At 61.2% G+C, this 16,477-nt stretch carries 14 protein-coding genes and 1 tRNA gene; 3 read left to right on the top strand and 12 right to left on the bottom strand.

Going from position 1 to position 16,477, the window contains the following annotated elements; genetic code table 11:
* Window positions 1-70: 70 nt before the first annotated feature.
* From AT395_RS08895 to AT395_RS08885, 3 genes are all read right to left on the bottom strand, one after another.
* Entirely contained in the window at window positions 71-595 is a 525-nt protein-coding gene (locus tag AT395_RS08895) for an RNA polymerase sigma factor (protein ID WP_042112078.1), read from the bottom strand.
* Window positions 588-1,391, bottom strand: a complete 804-nt coding sequence (locus tag AT395_RS08890; RefSeq protein WP_048627553.1) for a hypothetical protein — start codon at window positions 1,389-1,391, stop codon at window positions 588-590. The genes AT395_RS08895 and AT395_RS08890 overlap by 8 nt, the downstream gene beginning before the upstream one ends.
* A 463-nt stretch (window positions 1,392-1,854) precedes the next feature.
* Window positions 1,855-1,931: transfer RNA gene (locus tag AT395_RS08885), tRNA-Pro, on the bottom strand.
* A 178-nt stretch (window positions 1,932-2,109) separates the two neighbouring features.
* Between AT395_RS08885 and AT395_RS08880 the strand changes: the two genes are divergently transcribed.
* Together AT395_RS08880 and AT395_RS08875 are read left to right on the top strand one after the other, a co-directional pair.
* A complete protein-coding gene (locus AT395_RS08880; RefSeq protein ID WP_042117034.1) occupies window positions 2,110-2,586 on the top strand; it encodes a SixA phosphatase family protein in 477 nt (158 codons plus the stop codon).
* A gap of 188 nt (window positions 2,587-2,774) precedes the next feature.
* A complete protein-coding gene (locus tag AT395_RS08875) occupies window positions 2,775-3,602 on the top strand; it encodes a GNAT family N-acetyltransferase (protein WP_042112079.1) in 828 nt (275 codons plus the stop codon).
* Between the two features lie 140 nt (window positions 3,603-3,742).
* Here the strand turns inward: AT395_RS08875 and ppx are convergent, their stop codons facing one another.
* Window positions 3,743-5,263: an exopolyphosphatase gene (gene ppx, locus AT395_RS08870; protein WP_042112081.1), complete on the bottom strand. Its 1,521-nt coding sequence runs from the start codon at window positions 5,261-5,263 to the stop codon at window positions 3,743-3,745.
* Between the two features lie 152 nt (window positions 5,264-5,415).
* Here ppx and ppk1 point away from each other — a divergent pair, with 152 nt between their 5' ends.
* Window positions 5,416-7,530 carry a polyphosphate kinase 1 gene (gene ppk1 / locus AT395_RS08865; protein WP_042112083.1) on the top strand — a complete coding sequence of 705 codons (2,115 nt, stop codon included), beginning with the start codon at window positions 5,416-5,418 and terminating at the stop codon, window positions 7,528-7,530.
* A 191-nt stretch (window positions 7,531-7,721) separates the two neighbouring features.
* On the opposite strand, the gene phoR is transcribed toward ppk1, so the two are convergent.
* The 8 genes from phoR to glmM all read right to left on the bottom strand — a co-directional run bounded on the left by phoR (window position 7,722) and on the right by glmM (window position 16,329).
* Entirely contained in the window at window positions 7,722-9,062 is a 1,341-nt protein-coding gene (phoR, locus tag AT395_RS08860) for a phosphate regulon sensor histidine kinase PhoR (RefSeq protein ID WP_048627554.1), read from the bottom strand.
* 91 nt (window positions 9,063-9,153) lie between these two features.
* Window positions 9,154-9,855 (bottom strand): phosphate regulon transcriptional regulator PhoB, encoded by a 702-nt coding sequence (gene phoB / locus AT395_RS08855; RefSeq protein WP_010805263.1) that lies wholly within the window; start codon window positions 9,853-9,855, stop codon window positions 9,154-9,156.
* A 36-nt stretch (window positions 9,856-9,891) separates the two neighbouring features.
* Window positions 9,892-10,599, bottom strand: a complete 708-nt coding sequence (gene phoU, locus AT395_RS08850; RefSeq protein WP_042112087.1) for a phosphate signaling complex protein PhoU — start codon at window positions 10,597-10,599, stop codon at window positions 9,892-9,894.
* A gap of 22 nt (window positions 10,600-10,621) precedes the next feature.
* Window positions 10,622-11,404, bottom strand: a complete 783-nt coding sequence (pstB, locus tag AT395_RS08845; RefSeq protein WP_039368919.1) for a phosphate ABC transporter ATP-binding protein PstB — start codon at window positions 11,402-11,404, stop codon at window positions 10,622-10,624.
* Between the two features lie 60 nt (window positions 11,405-11,464).
* On the bottom strand, window positions 11,465-12,361 hold the full coding sequence (gene pstA, locus AT395_RS08840) for a phosphate ABC transporter permease PstA (protein ID WP_042112088.1): 897 nt from the start codon (window positions 12,359-12,361) through the stop codon (window positions 11,465-11,467).
* Window positions 12,362-13,336, bottom strand: a complete 975-nt coding sequence (gene pstC / locus AT395_RS08835; protein ID WP_042112091.1) for a phosphate ABC transporter permease PstC — start codon at window positions 13,334-13,336, stop codon at window positions 12,362-12,364.
* A 137-nt stretch (window positions 13,337-13,473) separates the two neighbouring features.
* The gene (gene pstS / locus AT395_RS08830) at window positions 13,474-14,508 is read right to left on the bottom strand and encodes a phosphate ABC transporter substrate-binding protein PstS (RefSeq protein ID WP_048627555.1); all 1,035 of its coding nucleotides are present in this window, start codon (window positions 14,506-14,508) and stop codon (window positions 13,474-13,476) included.
* Window positions 14,509-14,985: 477 nt separating this feature from the next.
* Entirely contained in the window at window positions 14,986-16,329 is a 1,344-nt protein-coding gene (glmM, locus tag AT395_RS08825) for a phosphoglucosamine mutase (RefSeq protein WP_042117037.1), read from the bottom strand.
* Between the last annotated feature and the right edge of the window lie 148 nt (window positions 16,330-16,477).

Genomic DNA, 16,477 nt, shown 5'->3' with positions numbered 1-16,477 from the left:
GTCATGCAACGGCCCCTTACTATCCAGATGGTTACCGCGCCGCGGATCCCGCAACAATTTGTTGTCTGCGTCATCGTTCGCTCCGGTTGCGTCGCGCCAGACGGGCCGCGCAATAGTCCTGGGCGGTCTTGAGTTCGTATTCCACGGTTCGCACCGAAATGCCAAAGCGTTTGGCCACGTCGCGCTGCGCCCAGCCCTCCCAGCGCACCAGAATCAGAATCTCGCGACGGCGCGCGGGCATGTTACCCAGAATCTCGCCCAGCGCCTGCAATTGCGAACGATCTTCGGCGACGCGCTCGGGCCCCGGCGCGGTATCGGGCACGAGTTCGAGCAATGTCTCCACATCGTCTGACGACAACAACTGACTGCGGCCACGGCGAATTTCGAGCGCGAAGTTGACCGCCATGCGCATGACGTAAGCCTGCGGGTTGTGGATCGGACCGGCCACGTCGCCTCGTTGCAGGCGCAGCCACGTATCGTGCAACGCGTCGTCGGCCAGATCGTCGCTGCCGAGCGCCCGCCGCAGTCTTAGCCTGAGATCGTCATAGCGCGTGAGCAGGAAGTTGCGCAACCCCTGGGGCACGTCGTCAGCCATGGCGGCGCCCTCCCTGGCAGGTCAGCCACTGCGACAAGGCGTCGCGGGGCACGATCATGAGCGTCAACGGTTGCGCCAGCCCGGGCGGCGGCGCCTGACCGACATCAATGGCCGTGAGCGTCGCCACGATCGCTGCGTCGCGGTAGCGGTCGCCGGTCGAGCCAAGCAGCCGGACATAACGGATCCGGCCACCGCCGTCGACTTGAAACTGCAGCAGTGCGCGATAGCCGCCCGGCTCCGTTGACGGGTTATTGCACAGCGCCGACCAGACCCCTGACTGCACCAGACCGTCAAACAATGGACTAGGCGCAGACGCGAGCGGCGCGGCGTCGTCCGTGGTGCCGGCGACTCTGGAGAGCACGAAGGCACGCACACCGCCCGGTGAGCTCTGACGCCCGCTCACATCGTCGACAGCGAGTCCGGTGCCCACGAGCATGATGCGCAACGCCGACAAAGCGTCGTATTGTCCGTGGATGGCAGCGGACAGGCGTCCGTCCACCAGTTCGTCGAGAAACACCACCGGTTGACGTGAAATGGCGGCAAACCGGTCAATGGCGGCGGCAAGCGGCTGTGCGGGGATGTCGAATTCGAAGCGTGGCTCGTCGTCGGGAATGCCGCGAGCGGCCACTGCCGGCGCGTTCGCGCGAGAGACTGCAGCGCCTGCTGCCTCGGTCGGCGCCTTGCCCCGCGATGGCGCGAGTTGGGCAAGCGCGGATGGCGTGACGCCCGAAAAACCCAGACACACGGTGCACCCGGCCAGCATTAGCACCCATAGCGACGCCGGGTTGCTCGTCATTGTCTACATATCGATCATGGGGTTTCGGAAACGACGAGCTTGCGCATATCGTCAAAATCGACTCGAACCGTAGCAGTCCAACATGCAAGTATTGTGACAATCCGGTGGCAGACGCGTCGCAACGATGGCGGCAATCGCCTGCCACCCGCCAAACGGCCACGGCTATCGGCCCTCGGCCGCAGCGCGAGCCGTTCCGCTTCGCTCAAGCGTGCCCACAGCGCGGGGGCGACCTTCTCGATCGGGCTAAGTTGGCAACACTCGCATCGGTGCCCGGCACGTGCGACGACAGGCAGGACTCCGCGTCCGCCAGCCTTGATCTGGCGAAATAGGCATTGCGAGACATTGCGCACACACGCTGCCGCTCGGCCGGCAACGCGAAGTGGTACGGGCACGCCCGCACCTACCCCGGGACAAAAAGCAAAAAGGGGTTACAAGAAAAATCTTGTAACCCCTTTGATCCTGCTGGTCGGAGCGATAGGATTCGAACCTACGACCCTCTGATCCCAAATCAGATGCGCTACCAGGCTGCGCTACGCTCCGACTAAAGAGGTGAGATTCTAGTGGGTTCTGCCCGCCGCGTCAAATAGTCACACGCGACAAAGGTACTTTCCCAGCGGCGGCTGGCACAATGGGACTCCTCGGGGGTTCTCCCCGCAGTCACGCCACCGCCACGAAACCCCGCCATAGTGGGAGGTTCTCCATGTCCGAACCCGTGTCAATGAACTTGATTCTCTGGCGTCACGCCGACGCTGAAAACCTGCCAGCCTCCCTCGCCCTCAGTGCTCAAGCCGATCTGGCGCGCGAACTCACCGAGCGCGGCCGCAAGCAGGCCGACAAAGCCGCCCAATGGCTGCGTGCCCATCTGCCCGAAGACGCCATCATTCTCTCCAGCCCCGCCGTGCGCGCCGTTCAGACCGCCCAGGCACTCACCCCCGCCCCGCGCATCGTGCGCGATCTCGCTCCCGGTGCAAACGCCATGACCCTGCTGGGCGCCATCGACTGGCCCGGCACGAATCAGACCGTCGTCGTCGTGGGTCATCAACCCGCCCTCGGCCAACTTGCCGCCCTGCTGCTAAGTGGTCAGGAAGCCTATTGGACGATCAAGAAGGCCGGCATCTGGTGGCTCTCTTCACGCCGCCGCGAAGACGAAAGCCAGGTCGTCGTGCGAGCCGTCGTCAATCCCGATCTGCTTTGAACGACCGCCCGGCATCATCGGAAGACCCTGCGCAAACCCGCATGTACCGGGCTTTGAAAGGTATCAGAAGCGGGACCTGACTCATGACATTGCGAGTTTTGTCATAGAATTGTCGCCTACCGTTCACGGAATCGACATTGATGCTTTTTAAAGTACGTCGCAACGCGACCGTCAAAAAAAGGGCCTTTATGCGCGACCTGCCGAACCCCACTATGCCGCTCTCTTCGCTGACCCCCACGTCGCGGAGGCGTCTTCCTCGCCCTGAAACGCCTGTCAAACCGAATCTGGCTGTGGCGTGGGCACGCGACGAAAGCGAGCTTCGGGAAGCCCAACGCCTGAGGTATCAGGTCTTCGCAGAAGAAATGGGAGCGTCGGTCAAAGGCCCCGCAGGCCTGGACGTCGACGAATACGACCAATATTGCGACCACCTGATCGTGCGCGATCAGGACTCGCTCAAAGTCGTCGGCACCTATCGCGTATTGCCCCCGTCTCAGGCCAAACGCCTGGGTCGTCTGTACTCCGAAGGGGAATTCGATCTCTCGCGACTCGATCATCTGCGCCCGAAGATGCTCGAGACCGGCCGCTCATGCGTGCACGAGGATTACCGTAGCGGCGCGGTCATCATGGCGCTCTGGAGCGGGTTGGCCGAATACATGCTGCGCAATGGCCTCGAGACGATGCTCGGTTGCGCCAGCGTGCCAATGGCCGATGGCGGCCACTACGCCGCCAGCCTCTATCGCAAGTTGCAAGACACTGCGATGGCCCCGTCGGAATACCACGCCGTGCCGCGCATCGCCCTGCCGGTCAACGAGCTGCAATCGACCCTCGACGTCGAGCCGCCCGCACTCGTCAAGGGATATCTGCGCCTCGGCGCCCGCATCTGCGGCGCCCCGGCATGGGACCCCGACTTCAACACCGCCGACTTCCTCACGCTATTCCGCCTTGCCGACATGAATCCGCGCTACGCGCGCCACTTCCTCGGCCCGGAACTCGTGAACAAGCTAAAACAAGCCTGACAGGCAATTCCCCCAAGTCTTTCGTCCCCCGAAAAGGACAAAAAAAGCCCGGCATCTGCCGGGCTTTTTCTCTTTTGCTGTCGCCGCTTCCTCGCCTCACCGCCCTTCGGAACACAACGGGCGATACGATCCGCAACACTTCAGGCGTACACAACCTTGTAACGCATACCGATCTTCTCCCACTCCTGCGCTTCGCGTTGCAGGCTGTAATCGGTAAGCGGATTGGCATCGATCCACGCACGCGGCACCGTAACCTGAAAGCCGTCGTCAAGACGTTCGACCTCGATGCTGTCCGGCAGCGCGTCGGTACGGCGACGACAAAACAACACCGCCAGCCGCAGACAGAAGAGCAACTGCCAATCGACCTGCTGCGCCTGTGACGCAAGCTTGCCCAGCTTGCCCACATGTCCGAGCAACAATTCCGCCAGCCGTGCCTGATCGGGACGCGAAAAACCCGGCATATCCGCATTGCTGCCGATATAGGCCGAATGCTTGTGATACGCGCTATGCGAAATCGACAGACCCATTTCGTGCAGCGACGACGACCAATTGAGCAACGCCTCGCCTTCCTCGCGACCGTCACCCTGATCCCCCTCGGCCACTTCGACCGGCAACTGACGGTACAGCGAAATCGCCAGATTACCGACACGCTCGGCCTGTGCGCGATCCACACCGTAACGGCGCACGAACTGCTCCACGGTCACTGCGCGCATGTCCTGATGCTGCGTACGTCCCAACAGGTCGTACATCACGCCAAGCCGGAGTGCCGCGTCGGTCGTCTCCATATGATCGACTTCGAGTTCATTGAACACGGACAGCATGATCGACAGGCCGCCCGGCAGCACCGGAATGCGATCCTGCTTGAGCCCTGCGAGCTTGAGACGATTGGCGTTCTCAGCCTTGATAAGCGCCCGTTTGAGCCGCTCCAGACCGCCCCGGGTGAGGCCGTGCACACCGCCGTCGTTGAAGCCGTTGGCTTCGAGCAGTTCGGCCAATGCGCGCGCCGTACCGGACGAGCCGATCGCCTGCGACCAGCCGGCGTCGCGAAACGCCGCCGAAATGATCTGAATTTCCCGTCGAGCCGCCAATTCGGCTTGCTTCATCGCGTAGTCGTCGACATTGCCGCTCGGGAAAAACAAACGGCTATGACTCACGCAGCCAATATATAGGCTCTCCATGATCAACGGCTCGTAATCTTGCCCGATAATGAACTCCGTCGAGCCGCCGCCAATGTCCACGACCAGCCGGTTGCCCGGGCACGTGGGCACCGAGTGCGCCGCACCGGCATAGATCAAACGTGCTTCTTCCCGACCGGCAATCACTTCGATAGGAAACCCGAGCGCGCGTTGTGCTTCACCAAGAAAGTCCTGCGCGTTCTTTGCAACGCGCAATGTATTCGTGGCGACGGCGCGCACCTGATCGGGATGAAATCCGCGCAGGCGCTCTCCGAAACGCTTGAGTACCTCCCAGCCACGCTGCTGCGAAGGATGGTCCAGGTACTTCTCTGCGTTCAGACCCGCCGCAAGCCGGACCGGCTCGCGCAGTGCATCGACCTGATAGATCTGCGTGCCGGCGGATGTCTCCTCCACGCGGCCGATGATCAGGCGAAAGCTGTTCGAGCCGAGATCGACGGCCGCAAGCAAGGGCGATGGGGTACTCATGTAGGGATACGCCTGAGCGAAGAGTGTCGAAGTGCACGATGCTTCACATTAGAAGCATGACGTCCACTCGACAAATAAATGACGAATAAGTTACAAATCGAATATGACACGTCGTTGACAAATGTGAATGTCATATAACTGTAACAATACGGATGAAGAATTCACGCCAATCCCATGTCTTTCGCACGTCGACTATGAATTACCCGCTGCTCAATCGCGAGCTGGGCATCCTTGCGTTTAACGAACGTGTGCTTGCCCAGGCGGCCGATCCGGCCACGCCATTATTAGAGCGTTTGCGCTTCGTCTGTATCGTGAGTAGCAATATGGATGAATTCTTCGAGATCCGCGTCGCCGGACTGAAGGAGCAGATGCGCGAGAATCCGGGCATGCTCACGCCCGACGGCATGACGTTTCAGCAAGTTTACACGCAAGTCTGCGCCCGGGCACAGGCACTCGTCGAAAAGCAGTACGCCATGTTCGACAGTCTGCTGCCCCGCCTGGAGGCCGAGGGTATCGCCTTTCACCCCTCCGGACAGTGGAACGACGCCCAGGTTGAGTGGGCCCGCGACTACTTTCTGCGCGAACTGGTGCCGGTTCTCACGCCCATCGGGCTCGATCCGGCGCACCCGTTCCCTCGCGTACTCAACAAGAGCCTGAACTTCGCCGTCGAACTCGAAGGCAAGGACGCCTTCGGCCGCGACGCCGAACTCGCCATCGTTCAGGCCCCGCGCGCCCTGCCCCGACTGGTGCCCATGCCGCCGGCACTCGCCCCGCTGCCCAACAGCTTCGTGCTGCTCAGCTCGCTCATGCTGCGCTTCGCCAGCGAACTGTTCCCGGGACTCACAGCCAAGGGCTGCCACCAGTTTCGTGTCACGCGTAACAGCGATCTGTTCGTCGACGAAGACGAAATCACCAACCTGCGCACCGCGCTGCAAGGTGAACTCCCAGCCCGCCACCTTGGCGATGCCGTACGCCTCGAAGTCGATGCCGGCGCCCCGGCACGACTCGTGCGACGCCTCCAGACCGAGTGCGGTCTGTCCGACTCGGATTGCTACCGCGTGAAAGGTCCGGTCAATCTCGTGCGCCTGATGCCATTGCCCGAGATGGTCGACCGCCCCGACCTGAAGTTCGTACCGTTTGTGCCGGCGCTGCCAAAGCGCATGAGTGCGTCGCCTGCGATTTTCGATCTCATCGATCAGGGCGATCTGCTGCTGCACCACCCGTACGACAGCTTCCAGCCCGTGCTCGAACTGCTGCTGCAAGCCGCACGCGACCCCGATGTCGTGGCGATCAAGCAAACGATCTATCGCACCGGCAACGAATCCTCGTTGATGGACGCCCTCATGGAAGCGGCGCGCAACGGCAAGGAAGTCACGGTGGTGGTGGAATTGCTCGCACGCTTCGACGAGCAGACGAACATCAACTGGGCCGCACGTCTCGAGGCCGTCGGTGCTCACGTCGTGTATGGTGTGGTTGGCCACAAGTGCCACGCGAAGATGCTGCTCGTGGTGCGACGCACCCGCCTCGGCAAGAAAACGTTCCTCAAGCGTTATGCCCACCTCGGCACCGGCAACTACCACCCCCGCACGGCCCGCCTGTACACGGATTTCGGCCTGATGACGGCTGACGAGGCCCTGTGCGCCGACGTGCACGTCGTCTTCCAGCAGTTGACCGGCATTGGCCGCCAGACGCACCTGCACGCGCTGTGGCAGTCGCCGTTCACCATGCACACGCATCTGCTCGAGGCGATCCGTCGCGAAACGGAAGCGGCGGCAGCTGGCAAGAAGGCGCGCATTATCGCGAAAATGAATGCGTTGCTCGAACCCACGATCATTGCGGAACTTTATAAGGCGTCGCGCGCCGGCGTGAAGATCGATCTGATCGTGCGCGGTGTTTGTGCGCTGCGCGCCGGAGTACCGGGACTATCGGAGAACATTACCGTTCGCTCGATTGTCGGGCGCTTTCTCGAGCACCATCGCATCTATTACTTCTATGCGCATGGCGACGAGCAAGTCATGCTTTCCAGCGCCGACTGGATGGAACGCAACTTCTTCCGCCGTGTGGAAGTCGCCTTCCCCGTGCGCGACAAGCGTTTGAAGGCCCGCGTGATCCGCGAGGGACTCATGGTTCACTTGCGCGACAACACGGCCGCCTGGTTGATGCGTCCGGACGGCAGCTACGTGCGTCGCAAACCCGGCAAGACGCCGTTCAACAGCCAGATGGCGCTAATGCAGGAAGTCGCGCAACACATGCAGACCGGCAACTGAATCGTTGGCAACGCAGGTCGTTTGTCACAAGGCAAAAGGGGGGGGGCGAAAGCCCCCTTTTTTCGTCCAATCCATCGGATTACGCACACTATCGCGCGTACGAGTGATAAAAAAAGAGCACCCGACCGCAAAGTCGAACGCTCTTTTTTCGAATCCTCGATCTGGCGGAAGATCCCTTCCGCCGCACGCACTTATTCGCTCGCGGTCACGCTGGGCGTGGCATCGATCGGTGCACGATGCACCACACGCGTTGGCGGGAAGTGAATGGCAAACGTGCTGCCGCGCCCTTCCTCGCTCGTCACCCGTAGATCGGCCTGATGGCGCGTCAGCACATGTTTGACGATCGCGAGGCCAAGACCGGTGCCGCCCGTATCCCGTGAGCGGCTGCGGTCGATGCGGTAGAACCGCTCGGTAAGCCGGGGAATATGCTCCGCCGGAATGCCCAGCCCGGAGTCGATTACCACGAAGCGAGCGCCGCCATCGTCGGTCGCCGCCCACTCGATCTGGATCTTGCCGCCTGGCGGCGTATAGCGCACCGCATTGCTCACGAGATTGCTGAACGCACTATGCAGCTCGCCTTCGGCGCCGCGCAGATCGAGTCCGTCAGCCCCTCTCACCTCGATCACATGCTGCCCCTGCGAGAGCCCTTCGGCGTCGCTGCGCAGCGATCGCATCTGCATGCCCATGTCGATCCGGTCGTCCGGCGGCGGCTTGCCGCTGCCTTCGAGCTTCGCCAGCGTGAGCAGATCGTTCACGATGTTCTGCATGCGCGACGCCTGCTGCCGCATGATCTCGACATAGCGCTGGATCTCGTCGGGAGAGAGCGGCAGTTCGCCGACCGTCTCCAGGAATCCGGAGAGCACCGTGAGCGGTGTCTTGAGTTCATGCGAGACGTTGGCCACGAAATCGCGGCGCATCGAGTCGGTGCGCTCGAGATCGGTGACGTCGAGCGAAATAATGAGCTTGCGGTTGTCGCCGTAAGGGAACACCTGCATGGAGAGCACGTTGTTTCGCTTCTCGCCCATGTGGTGCATGAGCAGCGCCTCGTCGTAGCGCTCCGAGGACAGGTAGTGCACAAAGGCAGGCGTGCGCAGAAGGTGTGTGATCTGTTGACGCAGATCTCGTTTGGCATCGATGCCGAAGTGCGCCTCGGCAATCGCATTGCACCACTCGATCTGATTGTGCTCGTCGAGCATGATCACGCCGTTGGGCGATGCCTGAATCGCCTGAATAAAACGCGCGTGCTGTTGTTCCACCTGCTTGACCTGGTTATGCCAGCGCTTGGCCAGCTTGTGCAGTCGATAGTAGATTTCGCCCCACAACCCAAGTGCGCTCGGCACTTCGCCATAGACCGGCGCGTCGAGCAAACGCCAGAGGCGCTGGGCATGGTAGACATTGAAGAAGAGCTGCGTCACCAGCAGGACAATGGCGGTGACGTAGCCCGCGCTTGCCCCAAAGAGCCAGCCTACGGCCACCGAAATGGCCGCTTGCAGGATCAGGAACGCCAGCGCACGGGCCCAGATGATATTCATAGACGATGCACAGGAAGATTGCCGCCCGCCGCCCATCGGGCAGGAGCGGCATTGGCACGGCAGGTCTCGGCCGGAGTCGAGGCCCGATGCCTCAGACCGACTTCGTCAGACGGTAGCCGCTGCCGCGTACGGTCTCGATCATAGCATCGTGCCCCGCCGGCTTGAGCGCGGCGCGTAGACGCTTGATGTGCACATCCACCGTGCGCTCTTCCACGAACACATGATCGCCCCACACCTGATCGAGCAGTTGCGAGCGGCTGTGCACACGCTCCGGGTGCGTCATGAAGAAGTGCAGCAGGCGGAACTCCGTCGGCCCCAGATCGAGCTTGATGTCGCCGCTCGACTGATGACTCGTCACGCGATGCGTGGCCGGATCGAGCTTCAGGCCGTTCACGCTCACCACGTCTTCGGTCAACTGCGGTGCGCGGCGGCGCAATACCGCCTTGATACGGGCCATCAGTTCTTTCGGCGAGAACGGTTTGGTCACGTAATCGTCCGCGCCGATCTCCAGCCCCATCACCTTGTCCTGTTCTTCGCTGCGCGCGGTGAGCATGATGATCGGCACATGCTTGGTGCGCTCGTTCGCTCGCAGCTCGCGCGCGAACGTCACGCCCGACTTGCCCGGCAGCATCCAGTCAAGCAATACGAGATCCGGCAGGACGTCACTGATCAGCGTGAGCGCCTGCTCCGCGTTGTATGCGCGAATCGGGTAGTGACCCGCGTGTTGCAGATTAACGGAGATCAGCTCGGAAATCGCCGGTTCGTCTTCTACGATCAGAATGCTGCTAGGCATCGGTTCCCTCTCAAACCTTCAGTAATGTCCGGCCTTTTATTCGCCCTGCACTTTTCGCTGCAAATCTTCGCGCGAAATGTGCCGGACGTCAGTGCCTTTGACAATGTAAATGATGAATTCGGCGATGTTCTTCGCGTGATCGCCGATACGCTCGACAGCCTTGGCGATGAACAGGAAATCCAGACCAGCCGAGATGGTGCGCGGATCTTCCATCATGTACGTGACCAATTTTCGCACGAAGCCACGAAACTCATTGTCGATGGCCTTGTCGTCGCGCACGATCTCGGCAGCCGCCACGATGTCCAGACGCGCGAATGCGTCCAGCGTGCGACGCAGCAACTGCGCAGCCATCTCGCCCGAGAGCTTGATTTCCGCGAAGTTCACGCTTTGCGCCGCACCGTCTTCAAGCAGGTGGCGCGTACGCTTGGCGATCTTCTCGGCCTCGTCGCCTGCGCGCTCGAGGTTGGTGATCGTCTTCGAGATCGAGAGCAGCAGACGCAGATCGCGCGCGGTCGGCTGACGGCGGGCAATGATCTTGCTGCACTCGTCGTCGATCTCGACTTCCATCGTGTTCAGACGATGCTCGTTGGCGATCACTTCGTCGACCAGATTACGGTCGAACGTATTGAGGCCCTGCATGGCAGTCACGATCTGCGATTCGACCAGGCCGCCCATTTCAAGGACGCGCGAGCAAACCTGGTTCAGGTCGGAGTCGAACTGGCTGGAGAGGTGTTTATCGTTCATGTCGCGGGTTTCCTCGTGGGCATCAACCGAAACGGCCGGTGATGTAGTCTTCAGTCTCTTTGCGATCCGGCTTGATGAAGATCTTCTCGGTCTCGCCGAATTCGATCAGCTCGCCCAGATACATATACGCCGTGTAGTCCGAACAACGCGCAGCCTGCTGCATGTTGTGCGTAACGATCACCACCGTGTAGTCGTCCTTGAGTTCCGCGATCAGTTCTTCGATGCGGCCCGTGGAGATCGGGTCGAGCGCCGAGCACGGCTCGTCGAGCAGCAGCACTTCCGGACGAATGGCGATGCCGCGCGCAATGCACAAGCGTTGTTGCTGACCGCCCGACAGACCATAGCCCGACTGTTGCAGCTTGTCCTTGACTTCGCTCCACAGCGCCGCCTTGGTCAGCGCCCACTCCACGCGGTCGTCCATTTCCGAGCGCGAGAGCTTTTCGAACAGACGCACACCGAACGAGATGTTGTCGTAGATCGACATCGGGAACGGCGTCGGCTTCTGGAACACCATGCCGACCTTCGCGCGCAACAGCGCAATGTCCTGCTTCGCAGTCAGCAGGTTCTCGCCGTCCATGTTGATCTCGCCCTCGGCACGTTGCTCCGGGTACAGGGCGTACATCTTGTTGAACGTGCGCAGCAGCGTCGACTTGCCGCAACCCGACGGGCCGATGAAGGCCGTCACCTTACGGTCGGGAATGCGCAGATTGATGTTCTTGAGTGCGTGGTACTTGTCGTAGAAGAAGTTCAGATTCTTGACTTCAATCTTCGAGGGCAGTTTGATTTCTTGCGTCGGATTCGTCATGTTCGTCTCAACCGTCAGGTTTGCGTCGTGTCGTAGCGTTGCGTCGTTTGTCATTGCCGGTTACTTCTTGGCAAACAACGTGCGCGCCAGAATGTTCAGGAACAGCACCCCGAGGGTGATGATGAACACGCCCGCCCAGGCAAGGGCCTGCCACTCCGCAAACGGGCTCATGGCAAATTTGAAAATCGTGACCGGCAGGTTGGCCATCGGCTGGTTCAGGTTCATCGACCAGAACTGATTCGAGAGCGCCGTGAACAGCAGCGGTGCCGTCTCACCTGCGATACGCGCCACAGCCAGCAGCACGCCCGTCACGATACCGGCGATCGACGCCTTCAATGTGATCTTGACGATAATGCGCCACTTCGGCGTGCCCAGGGCAAAGGCAGCTTCACGCAGATTGTTCGGCACCAGCTTGAGCATGTTCTCCGTGGTGCGGATCACGATCGGGATCTGCAACAGCGCGAGCGAGATAATGCCGGCCCAGGCCGAGAAGTGCCCCATCTGCGCCACCACCAGTGCGTACACGAACAGACCAATCACGATCGACGGCGCCGAAAGCAGAATGTCGTTGATGAAACGCGTAATGCTCGCGAGCCATGACTTCTGGCCGTACTCCGCCAGATAAACGCCGGCCAGAATACCGAGCGGCGTGCCCACGAGCGTGGCTACACCGACCATCACGATACTGCCGGCGATGGCGTTGGCAAGCCCCCCGCCCGCAGTGTTCGGCGGCGGTGTCATTTCCGTGAACAGCGACAGCGACAGGCCACCGATGCCCAGCGAGAGCGTGGTGTACAGAATCCACAGCAGCCAGATCAGGCCGAAGGCCATCGCCGCGAGCGACATGGCGATCGCGAAGATGTTCTTGCGGCGGCGGTAAGCTTGCAGCCGCACGCGGGTAAAGGCGTCGGTGGGCTTCACGGCGGGTGTTTCCAATTCGAGCGCTTGTTGAGTCATTTATTTACCTTCGCCCTTTTCGAGGCGCAGCAGCATGAGCTTGGACAGCGCCAGCACGACAAAAGTGATGAAGAACAGAATCAGGCCGAGCTCCATCAGGGCCGACGTGTGCAGGCCGGGGCCGGCTTCGGCGAACTCGTTGGCGAGTGCCGAGGTAATGCTGTTACCCGGCGAGTACAGCGAGATGTTGTCGAGCAGGTTCGTGTTACCGATCACGAACGTGACGGCCATGGTCTCCCCGAGCGCGCGGCCCAGGCCGAGCATGATGCCGCCGATCACACCGGTCTTCGTGAAGGGCAGCACAACGCGCCACATCACTTCCCAGGTCGTGCAACCGATACCGTAGGCCGACTCCTTGAGCAGCACGGGCGTCACTTCGAACACGTCGCGCATGACCGAGGCGATGTACGGAATGATCATGATCGCGAGGATCACGCCGGCGGGCAGAATACCGATGCCAAGTGGCGGCCCCTGGAACAACGCGCCAATGACCGGCACATTGCCGAGCAGCGCGCCCAGCGGCTTCTGGAAGTACTGGCTGAAGATCGGGGCGAAGACCAGCAGGCCCCACATCCCGTAGACGATGCTCGGAATGGCGGCAAGCAGCTCGATGGCAGTGCCGAGCGGGCGGCGCAGCCATACGGGCGAGAGTTCTGTCAAAAACAGGGCAATGCCGAAGCTCACCGGCACCGCAACGATAAGGGCAATGACGGAGGTGATGATCGTGCCGTAGATGGGCACGAGCGCGCCGAATTGTTCGGCGGGAGGATCCCAGTCCTTCGTCCACAGGAAGGCGAAGCCAAACTTCTGAATCGACGGCAGCGCGCTGATGATCAGCGACACAATGATGCCACCGAGCAAGAGCAGCGTGACGAGAGCGGCGCCGCGAGTCAGCATCGCGAAGAGAAAGTCGCCAACGGAAGACGGAGCGCGCTGTGCGCCCGGTGTTGCGAGGGGGCTGGTGGCTTCTGCCATGATGTCGTCTCAGCGTGAGCGCGCCGCCAGCCGTTGCCAGATCAGAACTCGGGCTTCGGAACAGGCGGCGCGGATATTGCCGGTTCTGAGGTATCGGGCAACACAACGTTGCATTGCCCGATAACCTGCAAGGTGCTTTAGATGCCGGCCTTGGTGGCCGACTCGGCAACCTTGGCCTTCCAGCCAGCGCGGATCTGCTTCAGAACATCTTCCGGCAGCGGGATGTAGTCCAGTTCCTTGGCGGTGTTCACACCGTTCTTGAACGACCAGTCGAAGAACTTGAGCACGTCGGCGCTTTGGGCTTCCTTGCCGGCGTCAGCCTTCTGGTGCACGAGCACGAAGGTCGCCGCAACGATCGGCCACGACTTGTCGCCCTTCTCGTTCGTCAGGATCTGGTAGAACGTCTTCGACCACTCAGCCTTGGCAGCAGCGGCAGCGAACGTCTCGGCGGTCGGCTCGACAGCCTTGCCTTCCGCGTTCGTCAGGGCCGTGTACGTCAGCTTGTTCTGCTTGGCGTAGGCCGACTCGACATAACCGATAGCGCCCGGCAGACGTTGCACGAAGGCAGCAACGCCGTCGTTGCCCTTACCGCCCGTACCCGTCGGCCAGTTGACCGTGGTGCCTTCGCCAACCTTGCTCTTCCATTCGGCGTTGACCTTCGACAGGTAGTTCGTGAACACGAAGCTCGTGCCCGAACCGTCAGCGCGGCGAACCACGGCAATGTCGGTATCCGGCAGCTTGACCTTCGGGTTCAGCTTGGCGATGGCCGGATCGTTCCACTTCTTGATCTTGCCCAGGTAGATGTCGCCCAGCACTTCGCCCGACAGGACCAACTCGCCCGGCTTCACGCCCGGCACGTTGATCACCGGCACAATGCCGCCGACAACCGTCGGGAATTGGAACAAGCCTTGCTTGGCCAGCTCTTCATCCGTCAGCGGGGCGTCCGAACCGGCGAAATCGACAGTCTTGGCCTGGATTTGCTTGATGCCGCCCGACGAACCGATGCCCTGGTAGTTGACTTTGTTGGAGGTCGACTTTTGGTAAGCGTCGGCCCACTTGGTGTAGATCGGAGCGGCAAACGTGCTGCCTGCGCCCGTAATCTCGCCCGCAATCGCGCCAGCGGCGAACAGAACGCCAGCGAGGCCGGCAATCGCAGTCTTCATCAGCTTCATGGATCTCTCCGAGTTGGTGTGGTACAGCGTGTGGATGGCTCGAAGAATAGATTCGGAATGTGACAGTAATATGTCATTTCAGAAAGCTCACAATATTGGCGTCACAAAGTCGCCTCGGAATCGTCATATTGCATTCGCCTTCCGTCACACCTGGGATTTTGAAGAGATCGTTGATTGGCGCGGGTTTCGGAGCCTTCCCACGAGATTTTTGTGTCTCGGCGCCCCCCTTCCAGCGCGCATGTCCGCTTCGTGACAATGACCTAGCGATGTCGGAAATGATCTGACAATGCTCAGCGCCGGTGTCACAAATGTGAACGTCCGGCAAAGAACATTCCTATGATGGGAATCAGGGAAGACAACGACGCGGCGATCCGCTGAAAGCGTTCGCCGGGGGAGATGGGATTTACAACGTGACGGGCAGCCGAAGGGGGTTGCAGGCCGCCACGCAAAGTGACGGCCGCAGATGGCAAAGACCGATCATGCCGCCGTTTTGACGACGCTTGCCAGTCGTTGAGCGAATGAAGTGGCCTGTGACTCTTCGCGAGCCTCGACCATTACACGCAGCACCGGTTCGGTTCCGGAGGCACGGATCAGTACGCGCCCGGTGTCGCCCAGCTTGGCCTCGATGGCCTCACGCTCGGCAGCCAGACGGCTGTCGTTCTGCCAGTCGTACCCCACCGGCGTACGCACGTTGATCATGTGCTGCGGGAACAGGCGCACGTCGTCGAGCAATTTCGCCAGCGGCTTGTTGTTCGCGCGGCGAATGGCGGCGAGCACCTGAAGCGCCGAGACAATGCCGTCGCCGGTGGTGTGCTTGTCCAGACAGAGAATATGGCCGGACCCTTCCGCGCCGATCTGCCAACCGTGTTTGTACAGTTGCTCAAGCACGTAACGATCGCCGACTTTGGCCCGCACGAACGGCACGCCTAGCTTCTTGAGCGCAACTTCCACTGCCATGTTGGTCATCAACGTGCCCACAGCCCCCTGCACGCCGCCGTTGTTCAGCCGGTCCTTGACTAACAGATACAGTAATTCGTCGCCGTTATAGAGACGTCCGGCCCCGTCGACAATCTGCAAGCGATCGGCGTCGCCATCGAGCGCCACGCCGAGGTCCGCGTGATTCGCCCGCACGGCCCGCATGAGTGCGTCGGGCGCTGTCGCGCCACAGTCTTCGTTGATATTGAAGCCGTTCGGCTGGTTGCCGATCGCAATGACTTCGGCACCCAGCTCATGGAACACATGCGGAGCAATGTGATACGCCGCGCCATTGGCGCAGTCGACCACGATCTTCATGCCGCGCAGGTCGAAATCGTTGGGGAACGTGCTTTTGCAGAACTCGATGTACCGGCCGGCCGCATCGTCCAGACGACGCGCTTTGCCAAGCTGCTCGGAGCGTACGCACGTCATGGGATTGTCGAGTTCGGCTTCGATCTCCAGTTCGGTCTGGTCCGGCAGCTTGTTGCCATCTGCCGAGAAGAACTTGATGCCGTTGTCGTGGTACGGATTGTGTGAGGCACTGATCACCACGCCTGCCGCCAAACGCAACGCACGCGTGAGATACGCCACCGCCGGCGTTGGCATGGGACCCGCCAGCATGGTGTCGACACCCGCTGCCGCGAAACCGGCTTCCAGCGCGGCTTCGAGCATGTAGCCCGAAACCCGCGTGTCCTTACCGATCAGAACGGTCGGGCGCCCCGTCGCCTGGTTCCCGGCAAGCGCACGGCCCGCCGCATAGCCGAGCCGCAGCACGAACTCAGGCGTGATCGGGCTCTCACCCACCGTGCCGCGAATCCCATCAGTTCCAAAATAACGTCGTTTCATCGTTGCATCGTTCCCATTCGATACTTCGCGCCGGTTGACGGTCCGCACGCGAGCATCTTTCATGTACTTTCTCGAGACTTGTCAAAGGATAACGGCAGATCGCACCGCCATTCTGCTTGGCGTGCGTCCCCGCTCGGTCCCCGCCCCG

It is taken from the genome of Pandoraea apista (assembly GCF_001465595.2).
GTDB lineage: Bacteria > Pseudomonadota > Gammaproteobacteria > Burkholderiales > Burkholderiaceae > Pandoraea > Pandoraea apista.
The sequence above is the reverse complement of the archived record's forward strand: the minus strand, read 5'-3'. Positions and strand labels throughout refer to the sequence as shown.

Bases quoted from the DNA above. Each gene is read 5' to 3' on its own strand.
- pstC (WP_042112091.1), bottom strand. From the start codon at position 13,336: ATGGCAGAAGCCACCAGCCCCCTCGCAACACCGGGCGCACAGCGCGCT.
- pstS (WP_048627555.1), bottom strand. From the start codon at position 14,508: ATGAAGCTGATGAAGACTGCGATTGCCGGCCTCGCTGGCGTTCTGTTC.
- glmM (WP_042117037.1), bottom strand. From the start codon at position 16,329: ATGAAACGACGTTATTTTGGAACTGATGGGATTCGCGGCACGGTGGGT.
- ppk1 (WP_042112083.1), top strand. From the start codon at position 5,416: ATGAAGAATTCACGCCAATCCCATGTCTTTCGCACGTCGACTATGAAT.
- AT395_RS08895 (WP_042112078.1), bottom strand. From the start codon at position 595: ATGGCTGACGACGTGCCCCAGGGGTTGCGCAACTTCCTGCTCACGCGC.
- pstB (WP_039368919.1), bottom strand. From the start codon at position 11,404: ATGACGAATCCGACGCAAGAAATCAAACTGCCCTCGAAGATTGAAGTC.
- phoB (WP_010805263.1), bottom strand. From the start codon at position 9,855: ATGCCTAGCAGCATTCTGATCGTAGAAGACGAACCGGCGATTTCCGAG.
- pstA (WP_042112088.1), bottom strand. From the start codon at position 12,361: ATGACTCAACAAGCGCTCGAATTGGAAACACCCGCCGTGAAGCCCACC.
- ppx (WP_042112081.1), bottom strand. From the start codon at position 5,263: ATGAGTACCCCATCGCCCTTGCTTGCGGCCGTCGATCTCGGCTCGAAC.
- AT395_RS08890 (WP_048627553.1), bottom strand. From the start codon at position 1,391: ATGACGAGCAACCCGGCGTCGCTATGGGTGCTAATGCTGGCCGGGTGC.
- phoU (WP_042112087.1), bottom strand. From the start codon at position 10,599: ATGAACGATAAACACCTCTCCAGCCAGTTCGACTCCGACCTGAACCAG.
- phoR (WP_048627554.1), bottom strand. From the start codon at position 9,062: ATGAATATCATCTGGGCCCGTGCGCTGGCGTTCCTGATCCTGCAAGCG.
- AT395_RS08880 (WP_042117034.1), top strand. From the start codon at position 2,110: ATGAACTTGATTCTCTGGCGTCACGCCGACGCTGAAAACCTGCCAGCC.
- AT395_RS08875 (WP_042112079.1), top strand. From the start codon at position 2,775: ATGCGCGACCTGCCGAACCCCACTATGCCGCTCTCTTCGCTGACCCCC.